The following is a 26,367-nucleotide window of genomic DNA, read 5'->3' as shown; positions in this document are numbered from 1 at the left end:
AAAAGCAAGATAAGGGAAAATTCGGGATTAGTCTGGCTGATGGGCGTAGGCCACCATTGGCAGCACTACGGTAAATGTGTCGTCCGTTTCGGCCACGGCGGGAGCCGGCAGGTTCAGCATCTGGTACTTCACCACAATGTTGGTCAGTCCCACCCCATTGGAAAAGACACGGCTCTGCTTTTTCTGTAAGGTATTGCTGATGGTGAGTTCACCCGCTTCGGACGTGGTTATGCGGATGCTCAGCGGGCGTTTGGCCGACACCACATTATGTTTGACCGCATTCTCCACCAGCAGTTGCAGCGTCAGCGGAGGGATCTGGCAGTCGTTGTACACCGGATCAACGTCGATGGTCAGGTGTATACCCTGGCCGTAACGGGTTTTGAGCAGGTGAAAATACGCGTCAATAAACTGCAGTTCGGCGGCTACGGTCGTCAGCGATTGCTCGTTTGCCCGTAATACGTAACGGTATACGTCACTCAGTTTGTCCACAAACTCCTCCGCCTGGGCTGGTTCTTCGCTGATCAGCGACGATAGGGAGTTAAGCGCGTTGAAGAGGAAATGGGGATTTACCTGCGACTGTAAGGCCCGAAGCTGAACCTCCGCCTTTTCCTGCTCAAGCCGGCGCTGGGTCAGCTCCGCCTGCAGGCGTTCCTGCACCAGTTGCTCTTCCGTACGCGTTTGCCGAACGGCCTGTGCTACGGCGAGCTGCCGCTGACGGAAGACCAGACAGAGGGAAAAACAAAGCAGTTTGACAATAAAACCACCCGCCAGGATCTGCCCTACGTACTCCTGGTTCAGTACGGTCGCGTACCACTCAATGCTCAGAAGCGAACTGACATAATAGCCCAGGACGCGGGCTTCATTGACCATCAGGAGTATACTGCCTACCACAAAAAAACGCCCGACCGCATCGCGCCGTTGAGCCGCGGGTTTAATGCCCAGCAGGCAGCAGCCCGTCAGCGTACCCCAGTACAGCAGCGAAAAAAGACGGTGCGCCGGAGACGTCTGCCAGGGATCTGCCGCGGTTAGTGTCAGCACACCTTCGATGACGACATACACAAGTATACCTGCCTGTATCCAGCGGTACCGGCGGTGCATTTTATCGTTCAGGGGAGAAAACAACCGGTATACCAGCTCCAGGTAGCAGATGATCACCAGCCCGTTGATCGTTGTCAGAGCAGCCAGTGACTGATTATCGCTGGTGATAATACCCATCAGAACGGCGTGGGTAAACCATAATAAGGACTGAAATGTAAAAATTCCATAAATCCGGTCGCGGGAAAGGCTCCATTGAACCAGGTTCAGCAGGATAATCGTACTGGCCGCCCCGAAATAAACATTATAAATCATAGAATGAAGAACGGCTGCTTCACGCAGCGTACGGTAAAGATAACCATTCCTTAATCAATTTTCTGGTGAGCCGGTAGTAGCCCTTCTGTCCACCGGAGGCTGGTAATACCGACGAATGCCTGGCGCACCCATACACAATTCGGGATAGGCTTTTCTCAATTCATGCAGCGGCTTCATCAGTTAACGCAGGAACCGGTGGCTATTGCAGCCTGATGAACGGTACTTTGGGGCTTCAACCACACAAAACCCTATAACCATGGTTTCCACGCTTGCCCCTCCTGCCTCCCACCAGGCAACTACTCGCCGGTCGCTCCGCCTGGCCGACTGTATCTGGATTAGCTGCGGCCTGTTGTTCGTAGTCCTGTTCATGACAGCCGGATCACTGGTGCCCCCACCGCCCCCGCATTATAATTCAGACCAGGTCTTTTTTGACTATTATGCCAACAGCTACGACGGGTTCATTCTGGCTACCTCGGTCAGCACTATTGCGCTCCTGTTCTTCCTGGGCTATCTGTATGGGATGAGTCAAACGCTGCGCCGGCAACTGGGCAACGACGCGCTGCTACCGACCGTAATGCAGGGGCTGGGGCTGGTGGCTACTATGCTGCTGCTATTGGCACAGGCCTGTGTGTCGGTGGAAGCACGCGTAGCTCATTACAAAGGATCGGGGGCCGTTATCCGGGGCATCGATGAGGTAGGCCACGTATCGGCCCACCTGTTTTCATACCCCATTGCTGCTTTTCTGCTATTAGCGGCCATCGGCACGTTTCAAAGCCGGCTGACGGCTCGCTGGGTATCCATCTGGGCCGGCCTGGTCAGTGTAGCCCTGTTTGCCACCGCCGGCACCTTCGAGAGCCAGCATATCCTGCACCAAGCCGGAGGGTTGTCGCTGATGATGTTCATCCTGTGGATCATCGCCAGCAGTCTCCACCTGTTCTGGCGGATTTACAGAAGCCCACGCCCGCAAGCGTAACTGTTACCAGCCGCGAAAAACTTACCGGAAGCGTCACCCTTTCTTTTGATCAAATACCCGCTATTTTTACTGTGATAGTATCAGTATTCGTTGAAATGAAAGTCTTCCGGCGTTATTTCAATTTTAATGAGGAGCATATCGACAAATCGCTCAGTGTGATCATCCACACGCTGGGCCACCATGTGCACCCTGCCTATACACCTTATCCGGACGTAAAACACCCGGACAGTCATTTGTTTAACTGGGAAAAAGGCCGTAGTCTCAAGGAGTATCAGATACTATACATTTGCAAGGGCGAAGGAGTCTTTGAATCAACCGGAATGCCGCCACAGGTAATTGAGGCCGGTACTATCATTCTGTTGTATCCGGGGGTCTGGCACCGGTATAAACCGACCGAGGATACCGGTTGGGAGGAATATTGGGTAGGCTTTTCAGGGTCTTACGCTAGTCACCTGCTTGAGCAGGAGTGCTTTAACCCCCAGAGTCCAATTGTTAAGGTCGGCTTCAATGTCGAGTTTCTGGCTACGTTTGAGCGTCTGTTCGATGTGGTAGAAGTACGGGAAGAATCGTATCAGAAACTCGCGTCTTTTCTGTTGTTGCAGTTATTGGGAATTGTATATACATCCGTCTTACTATCCAATCAGAAGATAAGCCGGAAAGAGAAAATTATTGGCGAAGTCAAAAAAGAAATAAATGAGAGCTGGAACCAGGATATAGACTTCGAACAACTTGCCGAACGATACCACACCAGCTATGCCTGGCTGAGAAAAACGTTTAAAGAAATTACAGGTACTTCTCTCAACCAATATCACCTGCTTCTGAAATTAAGAAAAGCCGAAGAGCTGATTCACGAAACAACTAATACATTATCGGAGATAGCCGTTCAATGTGGTTTTGAATCAGTCTACTATTTTTCCAGAATCTATAAAACGAAGATGCATGTAAATCCCAGCGAAATCCGAAAAAGCCGGTAAACCTAAACCACCTTTCTCAACTGATGCGGGCGTATCAGTACCTGTAAAACTTAATGCGCACAATGCTGTAATCGCCGTTTGGCTTCTTCTGGAAACGCAGCGCTCCGACTTTTGTGTTTTTACTGACAAGAACGCCAATACCGCCACCTCCCGTACCTTCATCCCCGTTCAACCGCCGGGCAACTACCCATTTCCCATTTACGAAAGAGCCCTCTTCCATAAAATCAACGTCCATATATGGTTTTTGGGCATCAGCGTTTACCGGTGTAAAGGTTAATTCGTAATCTCTGCCAACGGCAATAAATTCATCCGGCCCCACCGCGAAAACAATGCCTCCGGCCAGGGCGGCACCTTTTGCCGCGAGAGCCATACCCGGCATGGCCCTGGGGATCACCATATCGGCTTTTACGGTATAGCCCGGCAGCGTAACCGCTTGCGACTTAGCCGTGGTGTCGACAAAGATGCCCGCCATGGTTCCTTTCCCCTGGTGTTGCAGAACAAGGTCCTGCACTTGCGATAGAACGGCGAATGTTTTGGTGAACGGGTCCTCGTCCGCCGGGGTAGCGTCTATGCCGAAGGGGGCCACCCCAATGGCGTCATGCTGACCATAAATCCAAAAGGCCAGATTGGCGGGTTCCAGCCCTTGCCTGATTTCGGGGATAAATACCGGATTGCCGGGGCGGTGGTATTGCTCCACCAGGTTGTAAACTCCCTGTTTCGGCCCGTACACATTCGGTGTAATAAAATCAATAGCCGGGGCGTTGGCCCGCCAGATGTCGAGGGTATGCGGAACAGGACCTCCGCTGGGGTACTTGCCAGGTATGCCTGTAAAGCCGGTTGCTTTAGGCCAGGCATTGACGAACATGGGTATGGGGTAGGCCTCTTTACCGGCAGCCGCCAGTTGGCCCACAAATTTGGTGTAATGGTACACGGAGAACAGTTCCTCCGGCAGGTATGACAGGACTTTGGGGTTCTTCTCATCCAGCAAACTTTTCCCAAATACGGCTTCCCAACTGCCTGCCGTCTTGTAGCCGTTGACCTTCCAGACACTGTCGAGTTCCGGTTGCAGTTTTCCTTTATTGGTACCCAGATAACGCATCAGGTCATCCGGAACACCTTGCTGGTAAGCTTTGGTGGCCTGATCGCTGTAGTCACGCGGGTCGTAAAACAAACCTACCTCATTCTCCACCTGGGCCATGATGACGGTCTGATGCTTTTCATCAATCTGGCGGATATGCTGCATCAGCGCTTTAAACGCTTTGGCATCGGCCTGTAAGGTGGCCGGGGAGAAGACGGAGAGCAGCGGCAGCGATTCTCCTTTCTTATTTTTAGCCCTTGGGTACTTTTCGGTATTGGTCTTTACCCATGATGGCACGTAGGTGGAATAGGTCGTTTTGAATGCCCCAAACCAAAGAATACCCAAATGCAGGTTCTGCTTTCTGGCCCCATAGATCATACTATCCACTAAAGCAAAATCAAACTTGCCTTCCTGCGGCTCGATCAGTTCCCAGTAAACCGGCACTAAAACCGTGTTCAGGTGTTTTTTCTTCATCTGAGCCCATACCGGCCGCATGTAAGCCGCACCGGAAACGGTGGAGTTGTGCAGCTCACCGCCCAGGACCAGAAAGGGTTTGTCTTTCACCACCAGTTGTATGGTATTTCCCTTTTTCCCCAGGTGAGGAGGCTGTTTATACGGTTGCGCAAACAGTGAAAAGCCGGTTAGCAGCATGAGGGCAACAAGCGAAAAAAGCTTCATTTGGGCAAGTTTGTACAGTATGTGGTCAATAGAAAACTTCTCTTTAGCGGCTATTTCGTTATCGGCAAGGTCTTTTGCAGCCGAATATCGGCAGACGACGCACCGACCAGGATGTTGACGGGTCCGCCTTCTACTTCCCAGCCGTTTGTCTTTTCATTCCAAAACGCCAGCGACTCGGCTTTGAGCGGAATGGAAACGGTTTTCGTTTCGCCCGGTTTTAGATGTACGCGTTGGAAACCCTTCAGTTCTTTGATGGGACGCGCTACTTTTGACTGCGGATACTGCACGTAAAGCTGTACGACTTCATCGCCCTCCCGGCTACCGGTGTTTTTTACGCTAACCTGAATGGTAGCGGTACCGTTTTTCGTTAAACCCTGTGCGGGGAGGTTCAGTCCCGAATAATCAAACTTCGTGTAGCTGAGGCCATAGCCGAACGGATAAAGTGGCTCCTCTTTGCTGTACAGATACGTAAGACCGTTGCGAATATTATACTCCGATAAGGGAGGAAGCTGTGCCAGCGATTTGGGCCAGGTCTGCACCAGCCGACCGCCCGGATTGTAGTCGCCGAACAGCACATCGGCAATGGCCGTACCCTGATCCTGCGCCGTGTGCGTGATGTGCAGAATCGCCGGTACATGTGCCTGCGTCCAGTTTATAGAATAGGGAAAGCTGGAAATTAGTACGACAATGGTGTTGGGGTTGGCCGCATAGACCTCCTTGACGAGGTCTTCGGACGGAATATCCAGCGACTGCCGGTCGCGTCCTTCCCGGCCATCGCCGTTTTCGGGACAGGGCTTGGTGCTGCCGTCGCGGTTAAAGGCTTCACCTAAGTTGACGGTTCCGCACATGGGGTCATTACCAATCACCACAATAGCCAGATCTGACGATTTAGCCGCATCTACGGCAGCATTATATTCGTTATCGGCTTTATAGTTGACCGTTACGCCTGCGCCAAGTTTGTCTTTAATTCCCTGTAATACACTGATGTTATACGGAGTAGGCCCGCCGTAGAAGTCCGTTGACACCATGGCGGCCCTTGGGCCAATAACCGCCACCGATTTAAGCTTTTCTTTCGTCAGCGGCAGAACATTTTGATTGTTCTTGAGCAACACCACTGATTCGCGGGCAACCTGACGAGCCACAGCTTTGTGCTTTTCCGACAACCAGGGCTCCGGCTCACCTTCGCTGCCGATTTTGGTATACGGCACCTGCGCCGGCGGGTCCAGCACGCCCAGTTTGATTAAGGTTTTGATTTTACCCCTTAGGGAAGCATTCAGCTCATTTTCCGTCAGCAGGCGATCAGCAATGGAGCTTTTGACAATCGTTGGAATGGTGTCACCAAACGCCAGAAACTGATTCATGCCCAGTTTGATAGCCGCCGAATACCCTTCCTTATTGTTCTTGACGTACTTATGCTGGTGAATCAGGTGAGTCATGGAACCGAAGTCCGACGAAACGATCCCGTCGGCACCCCATTCTTTGGCTACTACGTCTTTCAGGATGGGATGAATCGTCATCGGTACCCCGTTCCAGGCGTTATAAGCAGCCATGTACGAAATTGCCCCGCCTTCGGTGAACGCCATCCGGAACGGCACGGAGTAATACTCGCGCATCAGCCGGGTATCGAAATTCGAGGAAGACCGGGCGCGGGTGGTTTCGTTGCTATTGGCGAACACGTGTTTGAGCAGAGCAGCCGCCTGCCAGTAACGGGGATCATTGCCCTGAATTCCTTTCGTGAGCGCGACGGCCATGGTGCCGGTCAGGAACGGGTCTTCGCCAAAGCTTTCGTCGTTGCGGCCCCAGCGCGGGTCGCGGGCCAGGTCGGAGGTAGGGCCCCACAGGACTAGGGTGTTCCGCTTGTATTTTTCGCTTTGGCTCATATACCGGGCTTCGTATCCCATGACCGCTCCCGCCCGTTTAATGAGCTCGGGGTTCCAGGTTTCGCCCATGCCATACACCTGCGCGAAGGAAGTTGTCTGAATCGAACTCTGCTGCCCGGGCCGTAAGTTAAGTTTTACCTGATGGATACTTTCGGCATTGCCGGGTGACACGATCCCTAATCGCGGAACCGCAAAGTCGGTAATCAGCCCGATTTTCTCGTCCAGCGTCAGCAAGGATATCAGATTATCAATCCGCTTGTCCATCGTCAGCTTCGGGTCCCGGAACGGGTAGGTTGTCTGCGCATTTACGGACAGAAGGCTAATCCATCCTACTGCTACGGCAGCAAGCAGGGTACTTACGCGGGCTGACTTCTTCATCATACGTAAAGCGGTTAAAAGAACGATTTGTCAATAAGCTAAATAACCTGGTTACGCAGCACGCCAATGCCTTCAATTTCCAGTTCTACCACATCGCCCGGTTCCAGCGGCCGGTGTACGGTGAAGTTGTTCTCAATCAAGCTCCCCCAGCCCACGGTGCCGGAGCCCAGCACATCGCCCGGCATCAGGTTGACACCGTTCTCCGAAGCGCGTTCAATCATCTGTCCGAAGTTGAAGAAGGCCGTTTTGTAGTTGCCCTCGCAAACCGTCATCCCGTTGATGCGGGTCTGCATCGTCAGGTCCAATCTATCTTTAGGGCCATGTGGGAAACGGAGCGGGTCGGGAAAGTCGGCTTCGGAGATGGTACAGCGAAACTGCTCCATTTCGTCGGCGGTGACGATGCAGGGGCCGATGGCATTCGCAAAGTCTTTGCCTTTATGCGGCCCCAGCGGCACTTCCATTTCCCGCTTCTGAATGGCCCGTGCCGTCCAGTCATTAAAAATGGTGTATCCGAAGATGTATGGGTTGGCTTCTTCGGCTTTGATGTCGCTCCCTTTCCTGCCTATGATACAGGCTATTTCCAGTTCAATATCAAGCTTTGTTTCGTTGGCAGGCCGGCTGATATCGTCGCCCGGACCGTAGATAGCCTGGTGATTGGTAAAATAAAAAATGGGCATTTCGTACCAGGCCGGTCCAATGGTATGCCCGAACGATTTGGAGGCATTGAGCATGTGCATCTCAAAACCGATATAATCCCGGAAGCTACGGGGATTGGGTAAGGGAGCCAGCAGCTTTACCTCCGACAGGGCATAGTGCGGCTTCACCTCGCCCAGATCTTTAATGATCTGAGAATACGCTTCGTGCCTATCGATGAACGAGAGCATATCTGTCGGTAGCTGATCGCTCGCCAGCTGCATATCTACGACCTGGTCACCGACCAGCCAGCCGGTCCGGCTCTCCTGATTTTTATCTAAAAAGGTTACGAGTTTCATAGTTTGGTTAATTGGCTGATTAAGTCAATGGCTTACTAACCGGTTAACTAATGACCTAATCAGCTATATTTCCCCTGTAAGGGCCATGGTGGTTTTGCCCATCAGGGCACCCATATTGGCACCTTCGGGAAGGCTTTGACCGGAATATTCTAGTACTTCCCATTGACCGAGGGTTTCAGAAGCTTCCACGACCATTTGACAGCGTTGAAAGCGCCGTTCCATAAAGTTGGCGAAAGCCTGTTCGACGGTCTCGGTTTTCTGTAATTCGTCGGCCAGCACAACCGCATCTTCAATAGCCAGAGCGGCCCCGGAACCCAACTGAGGAATAGTGGCATGAGCGGCATCGCCAATCACAATCACCCGGTTTTTGTACCACGGGGCCGGGAGCTTCAGCGTTTCCAGCGGACGATAATTAACCAGTTTTGGGTCGGTTACCTGTTCGATTAACTCCTGAACCAGGGGTACCGGAAACGCCCGCATATACGATTTCAGTTTGTCAACTAATTGGTCTTCCGGGATATAGGGATTTTCGCCTTCGGCCGAGTTTACGAAGATATAGCAGGATTCGGCGGTCATCGGGATTACCCCTATTTTGCTTTGTTTCCCAAAAAAAATGTATCCTGTATCCAGGGTTTTGGGCCTGGGGAAGGCATAACGCCATACCGATAGGCCAACATAATTGGGCTTATACTCTCCAAATACCATGCTGCGGATTTTAGAATTGATGCCATCAGCCGCAATCAGGATATCGTAGCTGCCCATGCTGCCATCCGTGAAGGTGACATCCACCCCGTTGGGTTGGTTATTCAGACGCTCTACGGAGAGACCCATCCGGTAGTTTACGCCGGCTTTCTGCGCTTCCGCAAATAACACATCGTGCAGAATTCGCCGGGAAATACCATTATGGCTTGGGAACCGCCCAATAGGTGGAGTGCCTGCCTCCCCGATTTGTTGACCGGTCGCAATGCAAAGCTTTACTCGCCCGTACGGATAGCCGAGCCGAATAGCCTCGTCGGCTACGCCGATGGCATCTAGTGCCCGTAGCGCATTGGCTTGTTGAATGATCCCTACGCCGTATACATTGAATTCAGGGTGAACCTCAACAATTTCGGGTTCATATCCTGCTTTTTTCAGCGCAATGGCTACCGACTGCCCGCCGATGCCACCGCCAACAATCAGTACGTTCTTTATGGGTCTAGGTGACTGGTTCATTGGTTGATTAGTTAATTGGTTTATTGGTTCATTGGCTAATTAGTTGGCTGGAAGTGGTGTCACCGGGCATCCAATAAACCAGTTAACCAATGAACCACTCAACCAATCACCAATAGTGTTGTACAAAAGGGGGAGTCGCAAAGAAAGGACCGATTAGCGCCCGCCATTCTTTGAATAGGTCGGACTCCCGAAAACCAACCGTATGATCCTCCAGCGTTTCCCAGTAAATGAGCAGGACATACCGGTCAGGCTGTTCAATGCAGGTTTTCACCTCAATCCGGATAAATCCTTTTGACCTTGAGATGACCTCTTTTGCCTGTTCGAGCGCCTGCAAAAACTCCTGGTTGGTTTGTGGTTTTATGTCGATGGTTGCTAATTCCAGTACCATAAGTGCTGTTGGATTAGTCTTCGATAATGGCTACAGCCCGGGTCCAGCCCGCACTGGCTTTTTCAATCTTGGCCGGGAAACAGGCTACTTTGAAGCCGTATGGCGGCAACTGGTCGAGGTTAGCCAGCTTTTCAATCTGGCAGTACTCTTTTTCGATGCCAACATAATGAGCCTGCCAGATGACACCGTCGCGGGGGTTGGCTTTGTAGTCGGCCGCCTGAATGTGCAGGGGAATATCCCAGCCCCATCCGTCGGTTCCCATCACTTTGATGCCCTGGTCGATGAGCCAGTGAGTTGCCTTGGCCGAAGCGCCGACGTGTATCCGTACATAGTCATCATCGTGGATGCGCTTGTCGGCATCGCAGCGAATCAAGACAATATCGAAGGGCTTTAAGGTATAGCCGATGGCATCCAGCTTTTCATGCAAATCCTCCGGCTCGAACATGTAGCCGTCGGGTTTATCGGTAAAATCCAGCACTACGCCATCGTTGAAAAACCATTCCAGCGGCATCTGGTCGATGGTACGGGCGGGCTTGCCTTCGCTGGTGGGGAAATAGTGGTAAGGCGCATCGACATGCGTACCACAGTGGCTGGTCACGGTCAGAAACTCACCGGCCGGACCGTTGCCGTCGATGAAAACATCGCCCTGAATACCTTCAAAAAGCTTACCGCCCATTTTCTTCGCGCCTTCCTTGTGGTCTTCGTAGACAATCTTGGTCGGCAGCGGCTCTTTTATTTTCTCGGATATAGTTACCGATAAGTCTATGATTTTCATGGTCAATTGGGTCTTTCTGTGGATTATTTCAGAAGTCTTCCGCCATCAACGGTGATAATATTCCCGGTGGAAAACGTGAGCGAAGAAGCCAGGGCAAACACGGCACTGGCCACATCATCACCGGTGGCAAACCGCCCGAGGGGTGTATGGTCGCGCTGGTTTTGCAGGAATGCCGGGTCGAAGTTTTTTGTGTATTCACCTTCGACAAAGCCGGGCGATACTGAAACCATCCGGATTTTAGGGGCCAGCACCCTCGCCAGCGAACGGGTCATGGAATCAAGAGCAGCTTTGGAGGCACAATACGCGACGTTGCTGCCGATGCCATATATACCCGCAATAGATGAAATATTGACGACGAGTGAAGGCGTGTCTGTCAGTTCAGCCGCTTTTTCCAGCAGGGACCGGGTAGCGCGTACCATCGCAAAACTTCCCCGGAAGTTAGTCTGCATGATCTTGTCGATCCACTCGTCGGTGAGGCCCTCCAGATCATCGTGGGATACGGGCGTGGTGATGCCGGCATTATTAACCAGCACATCCAGCCGTCCGCACGTTTCTGTAATGAACTGCTTCAGCCGGTCTACCGCTGCGGCATCCGTGGTTGGTGCCTGGACGATGCGGTGATTGCCACTCCCCAACTCCGCCAGCAGCTTTTCGGCTTTCGCCTGATTGGAATTGTACGTGGCAACGACCGAATAGCCATTTTCGGCAAACTTCCTGCAGATGGCCGAGCCGATTTCACCAGCCCCACCGGTGACCAGAACTACCTTCTGTCCTTCTTCCGCCATTTGGTTTTGGGCTTAGGCTACAGGCTGTTCGCTGTCAACCGTTTTGTATTTTCTCACGCGCAGGTCGGCCTGCTCCTTGTGTCCCCAGAAGTTCTCAATGGCGCACAACCGGGAGCAATACTCGCCAATCAAGGCACTAGCCTCGGGGGTACGAATCTCCTGATACGTACAGGTCTTCAGGAATTTACCTACCCAGAGACCACCGGTGTAGCGGGCAGCTTCTTTAGTCGGTAAGGTATGGTTGGTACCGATAACCTTGTCGCCGTAAGCTACGTTAGTTTTGTCGCCCAGAAACAGACCGCCATAATTGGTCATCTTCTCCAGGAAGTACCGTGGGTTCTCGGTCATTACCTGCACGTGCTCGCTGGCGATGCGGTCGGCCTCGGCCACCAGTTCATCGACGGTATCGCACAGGATTACCTGCCCGTAATCCTGCCAGGAAACGCCGGCCACATCGGCCGTTGGCAACACGGCCAGTTGCCGCTGAATTTCGGCTTCGATTCCTTCGGCAATGGTCCGGCTGGTGGTGAGCAAAATGGCCGGAGAGGTGGGTCCGTGCTCGGCCTGACCCAGCAGGTCGGTAGCGCAGGTTTCTACATCGGTGGTATCGTCGGCAATCACCAGGGTTTCGGTAGGCCCGGCAAACAGGTCGATCCCTACTTTACCGAACAACTGGCGTTTGGCTTCCGCTACATAAGCGTTACCGGGTCCGACCAGCATATCTACAGGATCAACGGTTTCGGTGCCCAGCGCCATCAGGGCGATAGCCTGCACCCCGCCGAGCAGGTAGATTTCGTCGGCTCCGGCCATGTGCATGGCGGCCACGGTAGCAGCCGGAATCTCGCCTTTGATGGGCGGTGTACAGGCGATGACCCGTTTAACGCCGGCCACCCGGGCGGTCAGCACACTCATGTGCGCCGAGGCCACCATCGGGTACCGGCCACCCGGCACGTAACAGCCTACCGAGTTGACAGGAATGTTTTTATGCCCGAGAATAACGCCCGGCAGGGTTTCTACCTCTACATCGCGAATGGCTTCCCGCTGGATCTGGGCAAAGTTGCGAATCTGTTCCTGAGCAAACCGGATGTCCTCAATCACCTGCTCGGGCAGCGATGCGACAATCTCCTGAATCTGGCTATCCGACAACCGGAAGCTCTCCGGCGACCAGTTATCCAGTTTAGTCGAATATTCCCTGACGGCTTCGTCGCCACGGGTCGCTACCTGCTCCAGCATCTCCTCGACCAGCGCTCTGACTTTCGCATCGGCTTCCTTGCTTTCGGCATAGGTAATGCCTTTTTTGATTTGTTGTACCATGTGGTTAATTGGTTGAGTGGTTCAACTTCTCCGCTACCCAGTCGTACATGTTGAAGGTTTTGGTGAAATCATCTACTGAGCAATGGGCTGAGCCACTGCTTTCTTTCGGAACGATTTCGAGCACCTGTTCGCAGGTGAGGGCCGCGTTTACCTTGTAGGCATTTTCTACAAAGTTCTGGCGGTCATCTTCTCCGTGTAAAATGTAGGTTGGGCAGGTTATCTTTTCGGCCACCCCGTCGAGCGTGAAGTTTTTCAACCGCTCACGGGCTTCGGTCATGTTATCGGCCCCTACGATATGTTGCACAATTTCGGCCAGGGGGTGATTGTCGGGACGATTTTTCCAGATGTCGTAATACGACCACACCGCTCCAAAAATCATACATACTTTAAACCGCGGTTCAAAAGCAGCACAACGCGCGGCCATATACCCACCCATCGAAACGGCTCCGATACCTACGCGGGACGTATCGACGTGGTCGCCAAGGTTTTCGATGATATAGTCTAAAACGGCGCTACCCGGCACGTTGTAGTCGTAGCGGGTATGAATGTGGTTTAACCGGAGGGCTGCGCCCTGCCCCGGCCCGTCAACGGCCAACATGGCGATACCGCGCTCGTTGAGGTGTTGGGCAATGCCGAAGTACAATTCCTCGGCTAAACTATCCAGACCCCCAAACATGACCATAACAGGTGGGTTTTTCACCCCTGCTGGTTTAAACAGGTAAGCCGGCAGGAACGACAGGGACGCCTGCCCGGCTTCAAACGGAATCTCCATCGTTACCGGCCGCTCATCGAATAAATCAATGGCTTTCAGGAAGGCATCCCGACACTTGAGGTAGTATGGAATCTTCCGGTCGTCGTGCAGCGTCATAAAGAACTCGGCCGTCCGTAAGTAGTTGAAAGCGCGCAGGTACGTGCGCCGGGCCGACACCCGCTTGCCTGCTGCAGCATAGGTTTCGGCTAATTCGTAGACGTTGTCGCCCATTTTAGCCCACGCTTTATTAAAACTTTCCCGGTCGAGCGGGTCAATTTCACTCGCTACTTCCAGGATTTCGGCGAACTCTCCGCCCCCATAATGAGCTTGCGTTAAGGCCCTGTTTATCTGATACGAGGGCATATACTGCCCAGGGAAATAATGCCACATAGGTTGGTTAATTTGTTGAGTGGTTAACTGGTAGAATCAGGAAGACTAAATATCCACCGGTTTAACCACGCCATCCGTCAGGCCGAGCTTTTTACCTTTGCCCATTTCGGCGAATGGGTTGGCGCTGCCCCAGGCATCATTGGGATTGTCTTTCAGGTAGTGTACGTCCAGGTGGTCGGGACCAAAAACGAGTCGGGCACAGGCGTAGTACTCAAACAATACTCCGCTGCCCGGGTCGATGATGTAGATAAAAAAACCCTCGTCGGCCTTATGGCGGGTCGGTGCTCCCATCACGCTTTTGTAGCCTTTCTCGATGAAATAATCCAGCGCCAGCAGGACCTCCTCCCGACTATCAACGTTCCAGCAGATGTGATTTAGGACGCCCTCGTTTTCGCCGATGTTGGGGTCGGTAAATACGGCTATGTCGTGCGACAGGTTACCAATTGTCCACAAACCACCAATGGGAGGCATGTCGTCGGTCATCCTGATTTCGTCCGGGTTCTTCAGCCCCATACCTTTCCAGAACTCCTTCTCGGCGGCATACTTTCCTTTGGCCACCATGTAGGTGACGTGGTCGATGCGCCGGGGATTGGCTCCTTTCAGGCGGTTGCTGGCATAGCGGTCGGCATATACACTGCCCCGTTCGCCATTTTCGCGCAGCCAGACCACATCCCAGAACACCTCATGCGTATGACCATCCGGCGACTGAAAGCGGTATGCTTTACCGTGACCCTGGTCGCCATCGACCCAGCCTTTGCCGGCACCAATGCTCTCCAGGTAAGCCACGCACTCGTCCAGCGCTTCGGGGCTATCGGCACGCCAGCCGATATGGCCTAAGCCTGCTGTTTCGCTTTGGGTTAGTTTCAGTGTATGATGGTAATAGTCGCCCCAGGCCCGGAGGTACACCGAGTCGTTTTCCCGGCCGGTTTCGTCCATGCCAACGACGTCTCTAAAAAATTCAACGGATTTATTGAGGTCGGAGGTCAACACCTCCACGTGCGCTAAATGCGAAAAGTAATGCGGGTTCTTTGCCATATACCGTACAATTATTTGGCTATTTTATATTGCAAAACTAATGAGATAGTAAGCCTTATTACAGGCGGAAAGCGGCAGAAACTATGCAAAATCCGGCAATTTTGCCGAAGATTAACAAGAAACCCCTCACTCCAGGTACATCGTGAAACCGCTGCACGCAGAATACGTATTAACCGTAAGCTACTGACTATACGTGCGTTATTGGGAAGGTAGGCTATTTATCGCTAGATGCCGGACCTGATTGACTGCGGTAATGATGTCCAAGCGCACGGCGGACCGTATCTAACATTTAGTCTACTGGATAGACGGGTATGAAGAAGATGGGGTGACCTCCAGCTCGTAGCTGTCCAGACATCAGATGCTTAGATAGTGCATCCAGTTTAACCAACAACCATGAGTGTCACTGGCGACAGTAGGGAGCGTTGACTAATATGGCCAGCCGGTTGGGTTGCAAAGATTAAATCTGCGAGGTGCTGCCTGTAGCCCGGTGGAGACTCTCCACTCTCACTTTACTGTCAAATCTTTGGCCGTCTTTTTAACTCTGGCGAATCCCGACCGACTTGAATTACACTCTTTTCTAACAATCCGTAAGTTCGCCTTGGCCTTATGGTAATCCCTAAAGCGTTGAGTCAAATTTTCATCTTTAAAGATGATGTGATTGTGCTGGTTTGAATCATATTCTATTGCTTCCAAATCAAAGTTATTCACCTCTTTAAAGCGCTCAACAATTATCGAAAACGTATTAGGTTGCCTGTGGTCGACAGCTAACTCAGTCCACGTCGACAAAATACCTGTTTCTTGACATTTCACTTGGCCTTTTACCGAATGCGTATCAAAATATCCACGTTTTACTGCATAAATATCAGTATGTACCGAATTTCTACAGGCGACATAAAACAACTTTTCCGGGTCGTATTGCTTGTTGTTAATCAACATCAGATAGGATATGTATGCACTAGTGTTGTCACTATAGAAGACCTCAAAGCACTTAGTGTTAAATTGAACACGGGCTACCTTGACATCTTCAATGAAAATGTCATCTTCGCTTTCAATGGGCTCATTTTCGACCATTTCGTTATCTTCATCGCCTTCCGGGTCAGCGCTTGCATGGTTTATATAACCATAGTGAAGTAAGTCAACAACAGCTCCATAATCAGCTTCATTTAACGATTGGTCGAAGTCGTAAGCATTGAGAATTGTTCTGTAAAAGACAATTGCGTCTTTCTTAAATTTGAATTCTCTTTGGCCTATTTTGAGCGATTTTCCCATTTTTGAAATTTCCTTTGTCAATCAAAGCTTGCCTTGGAAAGTCTTAGCTACCTTAACTCAAGCGATTTGCAGGTATCAGCCTTTCCCTTTCACACCATAACTCAGCGCGACCAGCAGCAATAGCACGGTTAAGAAGCCGAACGCGGTAGGCAGGGAAAACTGCTGGGCGATAAAACCCAGTAAAGCCGGACCGGCCAGTAGTCCCGTATACCCGATGGTCGTTATGGCCGGGATACTCACCGTCGGCGAAATGCCGGGTAGCCGGCCCGCTTCACTGAAAAATATGGGTACGATATTGGCTGCTCCCAAACCCAGCAGCACAAAGCCGGCCATAGCGCCCCATACCCAGGGACTCAGGATGGTGACGCCTAAGCCAACCGCCCCCAGCAGGCTGCCACCCACCACCACCGTTTTGCCGCTTAGGCGGGCCACCAGTTTGTCGCCGGTCAATCGCATTACGGCCATGGCAATGGAAAAGGCGGCATAACCCGCTCCCGCAAACTCCGGCGTGATGGCTTTGATGTCCCGCAGAAAGATAGCACTCCAGTCGAGGATGGCTCCTTCGGCCAGAAAAATGGCAAAGCACATCATCCCCAGAAACAAGACCGGGCCGCGCAGCCAGCCGAAGCGCTGATTGTTCGTTGTCGTCTGCGTATTGGGAGCCGAGAAACGGGCAATCGCCTGTTTTTCAATATCTAAAGGAAATAAGTCTTTGTATTGGGTTAGGGTAATGACAATCATCAGCGTGGCAATACTGCCAATGGCATAGACCGGGTTCAGGCCCAGCTTAATCAGAAAGCCCAGGCCCAGCGAACCGAACAACCCACCCACGCTAAAGAGGCCATGTAACGACGACATGATGGGTCTTCCGGACAGGTTCTGCACCTGTACGCCATGCGCGTTCATGGCTACGTCGATTGTACCGATGCTGGCACCGAAGATAAACAGGGTTACGGCCATAGCCGCCGTAGAGGAGAGAATCAGCAGGAGCGGCAGGGTAAGCGCCATGACCACCCCCGCACCCGCCATGACGATGCGGCTACCGAAACGACTCACCAGCCAACCCGAGGTTGGCATCATCAGCATAGCCCCGGCACCCAGTAGCAGCAATAACAAGCCCAGGTTGGCGTCGTTTAGGGCTAAGCGGTCTTTCGCCAGGGGAATCATCGGTGCCCAACTCGACATACCCAGGCCACAGACCAGAAAAATCAACCGGGTAGCCAGGTAGGCCTTTGACACATTGACTGTCGGTATTGCTGCTTCCATACCGCAAATAAGCCAAAAGTTTAAATAGTAGGACCTCAGGTCAGCGTCTTTGCGGCTGAACCAGCCTACTTTCAGGCGAACGCGCCACCATCTACCGCCATGCAGTGTCCGGTAATGAATGAAGATTGGTCGCTGCACAGCCACAGCGCCACATCGGCTACCTCCTGCGGCTGGCCCATGCGTTTCATGCGCTGAAAATTGATGGCCTGCTGCAACGCTTCCGGGTTCTCGGCCAGTTTCCGCCGGCCGTGCATAATCATGGGCGTCTCGATAGCTGTGGGGCAAACGGCATTGATGCGGATGTTTTTCGTCGCGTACTCGATAGCGGCCGATTTGACCAGTCCGTTTACCCCATGCTTCGAAGCGGCATAGGGCGAGTTCTCAGGTTGCCCCACCAGACCGGCCGCCGACGAAACACAGACAATGGTACCACCGCCCTGCGTCAGCATCTGTTCGAGCTGAAACTTAACGCAGTACCAGGTACCAACCAGGTTAATCTGAATCTGCTGCAGCCAGTCTTCTTCCGGGTACTCGTGAACCGGTTTGGATACCTTCCCCGCAATACCCGCGCAGTTGACGGCACAGTCAATACGCCCGAACGTTTGAATTGTCTGGTGAATGAGGTTAACAATGTCGGCTCTCTCGCCGATATTGCAGGGCACAAACAAGGCGTCGCCCCCGGAAGCTCTGATTTCCTGCGCGACGGCTTCTCCGGCTTCCTGAGTAACATCGGCCAAAACCACGTTGGCACCTTCCTGTGCAAACGAAAGGGCGGTAGCGCGGCCAATCCCCGATGCGGCTCCGGTGACCAGGGCTACCTTTTGCTCAAATCGTTTCATCTCCGCTTACTGATTTCGATGCCGCTGCCGATGGGTAAGAGCACTGTATCAAAGGCCTGAGTATCGGCAAGGTGTTTTCGGTACACGTCCATTTCCGGTTTGGAGTGGGGCGGGAAAAGCATGTTGTCGCTGATGACGTAAGCTCCGGCCTGAAGTTTAGGGAAGAACAGGTCAAAACTCGGAGTGTACAGCTCTTTCCAAAGGTCAACCAGCACAAAATCGAATGTCTGCGCCGTTTTTGCCAGATAATCCAGCGCATCGCCAACGACAAATTCAACTCTATCGGCCAGTCCGGCTTCCCGGATCTTCTGACGCGCATAGTCAGCCTTTGCCGCGTCCATTTCCAGGCTGATGACGTGACCGTCGTAGGTATTAGCCGCTTCGGCCAGCCACAGGGTTGAGTAACCGTACGACGTACCTATTTCGAGAATGATCCGGGGCTTAGCTGCTTTGACGAGGCTATACAGCAGCATAGCGGTTTCTTCGCCCACCGACAGCAGAAATTCATCCCGTCGGCGCATGCCCTCCTCCAGCGGTAGTGATTGCATCAGTTGGGCTTCCTCCTCCATCCGCTGATGGTATTGAGCCAATACAAGTTCGGTCTGTTTTGAAAGGTTCATAGTGCTAATTACCGTTAAGTCAGCCAGGCTGCTCATCGCCAGTGAATCATTTTCTGGCCACACACCGGACTTTGAAAGTAGGGCACGCTTGTTCCCCGTAAGCTGCCGAGGTACACCGTTTTCAAATCGGTATCGCCGAAACTCAGACTGGCCATCCAGGGGCAAATCGTTCCCTGCGTAGCGGCCAGAATCTCGGGCGTAACAGAGCGGCTTTCGTAGGCGTCAAACAGCCGCTTCCTGGTATCGGGATTGCTGTCGTCCAGTAAAGTCAGTACCTCACCATCGGGGGTAATGGCTACGAGCACATCGGTGAAGATGAGCGTAACCCAGAGGTTGCCGTAAGCGTCGAAGGCGAATCCATCCGGAAAGCCGTCCAGTCGTTCGGGGCCGTAGGTTTCCCGGTCGTAGAGGTCGCCGTTGGGTTTTACGCGCATGCGACTAATCTTCCAAGCCGAGCTTTCGACCACGTACAGCCACTCCTCGTTGTCGTCGAAGCGGATTTCGTTGGTGCCGCAGAAGCCTTCGGCCACGATGCGGGCACCGGTCTCGTCCAGTAGAGCGATGTAGCCGTCGGTGGCGCGGGTGTTAATCTGGTCGCTCCAGGGCTCGGTGCGGGTGGTTACCGTAAACCAGATGCGGCCTTTGGCGTCACGGAGCGGAAAATTGGTTTTGCCAAGCGGTTGACCATCGATTTCGGTTAGCAGCGTCGTCATCCGACCGTCGCGGGTCATGCGTTCGAGGTGGTTGGTCCCCCAGTTGGCAATGATGAAATTACCGTTGCTATCGAAACAAACGCCGTTGGGGAGCGAACCCACCGATGCGATGTAACGCGCTGAATCGGCTTGCTTATCCGCCGTATTGAGCTCGGTTCCGGTATCCTGAAACGGGTTGATGATTTCCTGTTCACCGCTATGCGTCATTCGGACCAGGCCACCCCGCGCATCGGCCGACCAGACCGTGCCGTCGGGTTCGGTCAGGATGCACTCCGGCCGTTGCAGGTTCCGGCCCAGAAAGCGGATGTCGTTGCGGTTGACCTGCCAGTTTTTGAGCGGGTTGGGTGCGTTGTGTCGAATCAGCATGTGTACGTATTGGTCCGGTTATTGACCGGTCTGGTAGCTCAGGCCGTGCCCGAACTTGAAGAGTGCGTAGCCGTTGGGCTCCTGAGATCCCGGCACATCGGATTTGTTTTCGTCGACTGCTTTTTGGGAGACCGGTATGGTAAACGGCAGTTTACCGGTGGGTTTATACGCTCCGCTCACGATGTCGAGCAGCGCTTCCGGGGTTGCCCCAAACGTTGCCAGCACGGTTTTGGTCGATGCGCCGTCCAGTTCATCCAGCACCCAGGGATTGGAGAAATTGACAGCAATGATGGACGGTTTGCCTTTAATGAGGTCGTTAATGTGTTTGACATCAACCCGGTTCTTCGATAAGCTTAGTTCAATGGATTTGCCGGCTGAACTGAACAAGCCGCCCCCGTTGGGGACGAGCCATACCAGCACCACATCGGCTTCTTCTTTGGTCGATACAAACTCAAACGCGGGGTTATTGGCCGGCTTCAGCACGCTGATGGGGTTGTTGTTCCGCCCGTTGTCGTAATAGGTTTCAAAATACACTTTTGTTTTGGGAGCCAGCGGCAGCAGTTTCGCGTCGTTCTTCAGCAGCACGATGGACTTGCGGTGGGCCAGGTCCGCCTTTTTCTGGAACTCCGCGTTACCGACCAGCTTTTCCGCTTTCTCTACATCCACGTACGGGTTTTCAAACAAGCCCAGCTCAAATTTCTCTTTCAGCAGGCGGGCCACCGACTCGTTAATGCGGGCTTCCGAAACCAGACCCTGCTTCACGGTTTCCAGCAGGATGGTAGGGTCGGCCGTTCCGGAGAAGATATCGACACCAGCCTCGATCGCTTTCTGGTAGCGCTGGTGGAGCGACAGGTTTTCGACACCCCAGGGCATCATTTCAATGGGTCCGGTATCGGAGTTGACAATGCCTTTGAAGCCCAGTTTCTTCCGCAGCAGGTCCTGAATGATGGCTTTGTTGTACGAGAAACCGACTTCTTCAAACTCTTTGCCTTTAGGACTGGAGTAATACGGCATAATGGATGAGGTTCCGGCTTCTATCGCGGCTTTGAACGGCTTCACGTGATAATCGAACATACCTCCGGGATAGTGCGCGAACTTACCCCAGTCGAAATGGGAGTCCTGCCCACCCTCCTGCGGTCCGCCACCGGGGAAGTGTTTGGTCGTCATGGCGACAGACCCGTTGCCCAGTTTAGTGCCCTGGAAACCCAGCACTACTTCGCGAATCATATTGGCTGCCCAGTCAGCATCTTCGCCGAAGGTGCCTTCGATGCGTTGCCAGCGGGGTTCGGTAGCGAGGTCGGCCATGTACATATAGCCTTTACGAAGACCCACCGCCGACCACTCCTGCCGGGCAATATCGGCAAACTCACGGGTGAGTTTCAGATCATGCATAGCCGATAAGCCCAGTTCACCCGGCCATTTGGAAAACGCCGTTGTGCCCACGCTCAGGCCAACGGCGGCATCAATGGTGATATGGTTTCGGGGGTTGGACGCCACAATGGCCGGAATACCAAGCCGGGAGGTTTCGCAAAGGGCCTGCAGGTTGTTGGCCCACTCCGCAATGGTGCGCGGTGCCGTGTTGGCGCGGAGGATGAAGTGCCGCAGGTGAGCCTGCATGATACCTTTGGTAGTGCCAGCCGCCGACATCATAGGGGCGGGCAGCGGCTTGCGGGTAAAGATATTGTTCGTCGTCACCATATCCTCCTCGTTAAACGCGCTCGTAATCTGGGCTCTGGCTCCGCTCGCATTGGGTCCAAACGCATTATCACCGCCCATGCGGGTGGTGCTGATGAGCATAAAGCCGATTTTCTCCTCCAGCGTCATCTGCGACAGCAGGTCGTTGACCCGAACCTCAACGGGCAGTCGCCAGTCTTCGTACTTATCGAGCTTTTTGTTTTTGTTGAGGTCTTTAAACTGCAGCGATTTGTCAGTTATGACCTCGGCACTGCGTTTGCCCAACACCGGCTGAGCGGGTTTCTGCGCAAGTGCGAAAGGGGTTACTAAACACAGGGAAGCAATACCCGCAACGACGTTCTTCATTGGGTCAGGAATTAAGTATAAGTTCTTCTTGTATAATCCGGCTTTTGAGACTTTCGTGAAGCCTCGTGACAAAAAGCAGTCCCAGAGCGGCCAGCGACGCTGACACCCACAGAAACGCCGAGGGGTCAATGGTATCGGATAGCACACCGGACAGCGCGGGCACCAGCACTCCGCCCACAATTTCACCGACGCCCATGGTTAAGCCCATTGCCTTTGCTCTAAGGTGTTCGGGAACGGCTTCCGACGGTATTACGGCGGCTATCATGGCAATACAGCCCATCATGAAATAGGTAATGAACATGGCCGGCAACTGAAACGCCGAGCCACTCAGAAAATAAACGGAGACAGGGTACAGTGCCCCCAGTCCCATAAACATAAACATGACCGGCTTACGCCCGATCCGGTCCGACAGCGCCGGAACAATTATAGAGGAGAGTAATCCGGAGACGCCCAACAGGCCCATGGTCTGGCCCATTTGGTCTGGGCTCATACCCTGTACATCGACAAAGTATTTGGCGATAAACGGCAGCGTAGCAAACCACCACCCAAACACGCAGCAGGCCACCGCAATGCCCCAGCGGACATTGTTGTATTGTAGCAATTCCGCAAAGCCGGTCGATGATGTATTTTTGCCGACGGTGCTTTCCGCCGTAGATTTTCTGATAAATTTCCACGCAACCAGCCCCAACAGCAGACCTGGTACTCCGGCGATGTAGAAGGCATTACGCCAGCCAATATTTTCGGCAATCTGCACCAGAATAACCGGAGCCAGAATCGACCCGAACAGAGCCGACCCAACTCCTTGCAAAATACCGGCATTCAGCCCTAATCGATGCGGGGACGACTCGCGTTCGACAAAGTTCTGCGCCAGCGGAATCACAGCGCCTTCGGAGAAACCCATAATCAGCCGGGCCAGCAGCAGTGTACCAAAGGAAACGGCCAAACCCGACCCCACCGAACACAACGAAAACGTAACGACGGCGACCAGGAAAACCCCTTTTTTCTTGTTATTAGCCTCCGCCCAGGCCGTCGAAAAATAGCTCGACAGCGCCCAGGCCAGCGACAAAGCCCCCGCCAGCAAACCGATTTGCGTATCGCTCAGATCCAGATCCTTCGCGACGTAGGGGATGAGAAAATTCAGCGCCAGCCGGTCAAAAAACAAACAGCCAAACGTCAGCGCCATCAGGGCCACAATGCCGTTTTCGTAGGTGAAGGGTTTATTCCGCATGATAAGGGTTAAAGTCAGTTACTTCCAGATCCATACTGCTTAGTCGGCGAATTCTTTGCTTCGCCCAGCCAGCCGGCTTTAAGACAGTATGCTCAAAAAAGCAGGAATAGACAACCATCAAGCTGCCTATTCCTGCTTTTTTGAGTCTTATTTAAAACTTGTAACTCAGCGTCAGGTAATAGGCTCTGGGCATAATGGGCAGGGTCGCGTATATGGCCTGCGTGTTAGCCTCCAGCATCTGTTTTGTAAAGCCCTGCGTATCCAGGGCCGCCGGGAAACCACCCGGTGCGGCCCATCCCATGATTCCGTAGGTATTCAGGATGTTGTTGATCGAACCGTTCAGCTGGAAATGCCGGTTGAAGCGGTACGACGTATTCAGGTCGAAGGCGCTGAAGGCCGGCAACTCAAAGGCATTGCCCACGTTGGCCCAGCGCTTGCCCATATACTGGTAGTTGATGGACGCCATGAACTTATTCACCGTATACGTCGGCGTAATGGTCAGCATGGTACCGACGTTATCGTTGAAATTGCCGTCGAACGTTACCCGTTCGTCATCCTGCGGACCATTGGTTTTGGCCAGGTAGACGGCGTAGTTCAGGGCTTTCGAGTTCTGGAAAACGCCCACAGCTCGCAAACTGAAATTGGGGGTAAACGTGTACGTTCCTTCCAGTTCGACCCCGGCCGTTCTAATCTTCTGGTACACCCGGGGAGGGGCATAGTACGTCAGGTCCGGGTTCTGGAAAATCTGGAAGTTGGGTACATTACTCAGCAGCGTATAGAAGGGTGTTACAAACAGGCTGTATTTTTCCTTACGCATTTTCAGGCCCAGTTCGGCCATCTGAATACTTTGGGCTTCTACCGCAATATCGGACGTAAGCTGCTGGTTGGCAATATCCATGAAGAAGCTCAGATCCGGTGATTTACGGCCCTGCGAGAAGCGGCCGTATACCGCCATGTTTTCAGTTACCTTATAATTCAGACCGGCGGAATACGAAACGGTGAGCAGGTCTTTTTTGAAGGTTTGCTCGGGGTTGCTGGTCCACACCCGGACGTCATACAGCGTCGATGTGTTGCCGTCGGCCCCGCCGGTGGTATTGTCGGCCAGCCGGCGCGGGGTGGTGAACTTCGAGTCGATCACAAACTTTTCGGCGCGTACCCCCCAGTCCAGGTTCAGCTTATCCGTGATCTCCCAGTTATGCCCGAAGAAGCCGGCCGTCTGGTTGATCCGGGCCTCGTTGTTGTAAATGCCACTGCCACCCAGGTTGGTGATGCCGTTGGCGTTGGTCAGGTCAAATGTAGCGCCGGCCAGATTGGTGTACCTGACGGCTACCGAACGCGGGCGGTCTTCTACCGTAGCAAAACTTTGAGCGGCCGGAACCATGGTCAACCGCGTTGCTTTGGTGGATGCGTAATACAGACCAGCCGTAAAGCTCATTTTGTCGAGCCGCTTCGTCAGCGACGCCTGGTTGATCAGGTCGTTCAGCTTTACCTCGCCATACGGGTTCGGGTTGTAGAACAGCGCGTTGGGCAACACATCTCCACCGGGCAGGTTCAGGTTGCTGGGGATGAACCGCAGCGGCTGCCCGGCTCCGGCCGGCGGTAACTGCTGAACGGTGCCGTAGCTTTGGCCCGTTGCCGGGTCGTAGAAGTTATAGGTACCAAAGCGGGCGATATTGCTGGTTACACCGTAGAACGTAGGCTGGTCGACCCGGAACGGAAACACCACGGCCGTGGTCTGGGCGATATGGTCTTTCGATGATAATTTAACATTGTTGGTAAACGTCCACCCGGTGCCAAATTGCTGCTCCCAGACCAGACCAATAGCTTTGTCGTTGTACGCGCCAACCTTACGAGTGTCGTACTCGAAGGTTTTACCCCCGGTAATGGAACCCGGTACCGTAAACTGGTGTGACTGAATCAGGGTAGAGCTGGTATTGGTGAAGCTGCCGGCCGGACGCGGGTTCGAGAAGTCGACGGTCGGCGTAAACTCAAACGGAGCCGTATTGTCGTCGAGGAACTTGCCGTACAGCTTGAGGGAGCCAGAGCTGTAATTTTTTACGATGTTGGCTTTTACCTGGCCACCGTAGCTGAGCGGGTAGCCCGGGTACTTGGCCCCGTTGGCGTGGCGATAGAAACCGCCAATGTTAAACGTCAGGGATTTGTCGGCCGACAGCGGTCCGCCCACGGTGAAATCGCCCCGGTAATACGGGTGACGGCCATTGCCTTCCAGACCCAGCCGGGTCCGTAGTTCGCCTTCCAGTTTGGTACCGCCGGTTCTCGATACGTAATTGAAAATACCGCCCGGCGCATTAGGCCCCAGAATAGAGGCTGTACCACCGCGTACGCCCTCTACCTTTTGAATGGTGGCATCTGCCCGTAAGTAGCCATCGGGGTTAACCAGGCCGGTAATCCCCATAATGGGCAGCCCGTCTTCCTGCATGGAGACGTAGAAAAAGCCGCCACTCAGGTTCAGCCCACGGGTGTAAATTGCGTTGCCGACTTCTCCCCTGGAGGTGTTAACGTACACACCGGGCAGGTTTTTGAGCAGATCGGCCGCACTGTTGGGCACTACCGCTTCCAGCTGGCGGGCATTCAGCGTCGAAATGGCCACCGACGACTCCATCCGGGTCCGCCGGTCGAAAACCCCGGTCACTACCACTTCATCCAGCGCCGATACATCACTCTCCAGCGTAATGGCCAGATTACCCGATTGCGGTACCGAAGCGGCAAGTTCCCGCGTTTTGTAACCGATAAAGGATACGACGAGGGCATGTGGCCCATTATCGACGTTGCTGATGGTAAAGGCCCCGGTCTGGTCGGCCGTACTTCCCTTGTTCGTTCCCTTAATAATCACCGTAGCACCTACCAGGGCTTCTCCTTTGGCATCTATGATCCGGCCGGAAATAGAACCGGTCTGGGCAAAAAGAGGAACGCAGAGCAGAAAGAGCACCCAAAAAGGGATGACTCCTTTGGTAAGTCTGTTTTTTTGCATTTTTTTGATTGGGTTTGTGAAACGGACAGTTAACTACCCTATGTTGGGCGAACGGTGCTGGCAGGCACTGTTCGCTTTTTA

General features: G+C 53.2%; 21 protein-coding genes. 2 read left to right on the top strand and 19 right to left on the bottom strand.

Going from position 1 to position 26,367, the window contains the following annotated elements; translation table 11 throughout:
- Window positions 1–27: 27 nt before the first annotated feature.
- Window positions 28–1,350: a sensor histidine kinase gene (locus ABD949_RS25220; RefSeq protein ID WP_345248265.1), complete on the bottom strand. Its 1,323-nt coding sequence runs from the start codon at window positions 1,348–1,350 to the stop codon at window positions 28–30.
- A gap of 256 nt (window positions 1,351–1,606) precedes the next feature.
- Between ABD949_RS25220 and ABD949_RS25215 the strand changes: the two genes are divergently transcribed.
- Window positions 1,607–2,323, top strand: coding sequence for a hypothetical protein (locus ABD949_RS25215; RefSeq protein WP_345248263.1), 717 nt, complete (start codon window positions 1,607–1,609; stop codon window positions 2,321–2,323).
- 71 nt (window positions 2,324–2,394) lie between these two features.
- On the top strand, window positions 2,395–3,297 hold the full coding sequence (locus ABD949_RS25210) for an AraC family transcriptional regulator (protein WP_345248261.1): 903 nt from the start codon (window positions 2,395–2,397) through the stop codon (window positions 3,295–3,297).
- A gap of 34 nt (window positions 3,298–3,331) precedes the next feature.
- Here the strand turns inward: ABD949_RS25210 and ABD949_RS25205 are convergent, their stop codons facing one another.
- The 18 genes from ABD949_RS25205 to ABD949_RS25120 all read right to left on the bottom strand — a co-directional run bounded on the left by ABD949_RS25205 (window position 3,332) and on the right by ABD949_RS25120 (window position 26,286).
- A complete protein-coding gene (locus tag ABD949_RS25205; RefSeq protein WP_345248259.1) occupies window positions 3,332–5,053 on the bottom strand; it encodes a GH35 family beta-galactosidase in 1,722 nt (573 codons plus the stop codon).
- 50 nt (window positions 5,054–5,103) lie between these two features.
- Window positions 5,104–7,314 (bottom strand): glycoside hydrolase family 3 C-terminal domain-containing protein, encoded by a 2,211-nt coding sequence (locus tag ABD949_RS25200; protein ID WP_345248257.1) that lies wholly within the window; start codon window positions 7,312–7,314, stop codon window positions 5,104–5,106.
- Window positions 7,315–7,349: 35 nt separating this feature from the next.
- On the bottom strand, window positions 7,350–8,303 hold the full coding sequence (locus ABD949_RS25195) for a fumarylacetoacetate hydrolase family protein (RefSeq protein ID WP_345248255.1): 954 nt from the start codon (window positions 8,301–8,303) through the stop codon (window positions 7,350–7,352).
- Between the two features lie 63 nt (window positions 8,304–8,366).
- Window positions 8,367–9,515: an FAD-dependent monooxygenase gene (locus ABD949_RS25190; protein WP_345248253.1), complete on the bottom strand. Its 1,149-nt coding sequence runs from the start codon at window positions 9,513–9,515 to the stop codon at window positions 8,367–8,369.
- A gap of 106 nt (window positions 9,516–9,621) precedes the next feature.
- Entirely contained in the window at window positions 9,622–9,903 is a 282-nt protein-coding gene (locus ABD949_RS25185; RefSeq protein WP_345248251.1) for an antibiotic biosynthesis monooxygenase family protein, read from the bottom strand.
- Between the two features lie 13 nt (window positions 9,904–9,916).
- On the bottom strand, window positions 9,917–10,678 hold the full coding sequence (locus tag ABD949_RS25180) for a cyclase family protein (protein ID WP_345248249.1): 762 nt from the start codon (window positions 10,676–10,678) through the stop codon (window positions 9,917–9,919).
- 23 nt (window positions 10,679–10,701) lie between these two features.
- A complete protein-coding gene (locus tag ABD949_RS25175; protein WP_345248247.1) occupies window positions 10,702–11,463 on the bottom strand; it encodes an SDR family NAD(P)-dependent oxidoreductase in 762 nt (253 codons plus the stop codon).
- 12 nt (window positions 11,464–11,475) lie between these two features.
- Complete coding sequence (gene hisD, locus ABD949_RS25170; protein ID WP_345248245.1) at window positions 11,476–12,777, bottom strand: histidinol dehydrogenase; 1,302 nt, start codon at window positions 12,775–12,777, stop codon at window positions 11,476–11,478.
- A 4-nt stretch (window positions 12,778–12,781) separates the two neighbouring features.
- The gene (locus ABD949_RS25165) at window positions 12,782–13,918 is read right to left on the bottom strand and encodes an alpha/beta hydrolase family protein (RefSeq protein ID WP_345248243.1); all 1,137 of its coding nucleotides are present in this window, start codon (window positions 13,916–13,918) and stop codon (window positions 12,782–12,784) included.
- Window positions 13,919–13,963: 45 nt separating this feature from the next.
- Window positions 13,964–14,953: a VOC family protein gene (locus tag ABD949_RS25160; RefSeq protein WP_345248241.1), complete on the bottom strand. Its 990-nt coding sequence runs from the start codon at window positions 14,951–14,953 to the stop codon at window positions 13,964–13,966.
- A 504-nt stretch (window positions 14,954–15,457) separates the two neighbouring features.
- Window positions 15,458–16,222: a DCL family protein gene (locus tag ABD949_RS25155; RefSeq protein WP_345248239.1), complete on the bottom strand. Its 765-nt coding sequence runs from the start codon at window positions 16,220–16,222 to the stop codon at window positions 15,458–15,460.
- 75 nt (window positions 16,223–16,297) lie between these two features.
- The gene (locus tag ABD949_RS25150) at window positions 16,298–17,461 is read right to left on the bottom strand and encodes an MFS transporter (RefSeq protein ID WP_345248237.1); all 1,164 of its coding nucleotides are present in this window, start codon (window positions 17,459–17,461) and stop codon (window positions 16,298–16,300) included.
- A 98-nt stretch (window positions 17,462–17,559) separates the two neighbouring features.
- A complete protein-coding gene (locus tag ABD949_RS25145) occupies window positions 17,560–18,327 on the bottom strand; it encodes an SDR family NAD(P)-dependent oxidoreductase (RefSeq protein WP_345248235.1) in 768 nt (255 codons plus the stop codon).
- Window positions 18,324–18,947, bottom strand: a complete 624-nt coding sequence (locus tag ABD949_RS25140) for an O-methyltransferase (protein WP_345248233.1) — start codon at window positions 18,945–18,947, stop codon at window positions 18,324–18,326. The genes ABD949_RS25145 and ABD949_RS25140 overlap by 4 nt, the downstream gene beginning before the upstream one ends.
- A gap of 32 nt (window positions 18,948–18,979) precedes the next feature.
- Entirely contained in the window at window positions 18,980–20,026 is a 1,047-nt protein-coding gene (locus tag ABD949_RS25135) for an SMP-30/gluconolactonase/LRE family protein (protein WP_345248231.1), read from the bottom strand.
- Between the two features lie 18 nt (window positions 20,027–20,044).
- Window positions 20,045–22,066 carry a glycoside hydrolase family 3 protein gene (locus ABD949_RS25130; protein ID WP_345248229.1) on the bottom strand — a complete coding sequence of 674 codons (2,022 nt, stop codon included), beginning with the start codon at window positions 22,064–22,066 and terminating at the stop codon, window positions 20,045–20,047.
- 4 nt (window positions 22,067–22,070) lie between these two features.
- Entirely contained in the window at window positions 22,071–23,294 is a 1,224-nt protein-coding gene (locus ABD949_RS25125) for an MFS transporter (protein WP_345248227.1), read from the bottom strand.
- 151 nt (window positions 23,295–23,445) lie between these two features.
- A complete protein-coding gene (locus ABD949_RS25120) occupies window positions 23,446–26,286 on the bottom strand; it encodes a TonB-dependent receptor (RefSeq protein WP_345248225.1) in 2,841 nt (946 codons plus the stop codon).
- Window positions 26,287–26,367 lie beyond the last annotated feature (81 nt).

The organism is Nibrella saemangeumensis, from assembly GCF_039541915.1.
GTDB classification, from domain to species: Bacteria; Bacteroidota; Bacteroidia; order Cytophagales; family Spirosomataceae; genus Nibrella; species Nibrella saemangeumensis.
The sequence above is the reverse complement of the archived record's forward strand: the minus strand, read 5'-3'. Positions and strand labels throughout refer to the sequence as shown.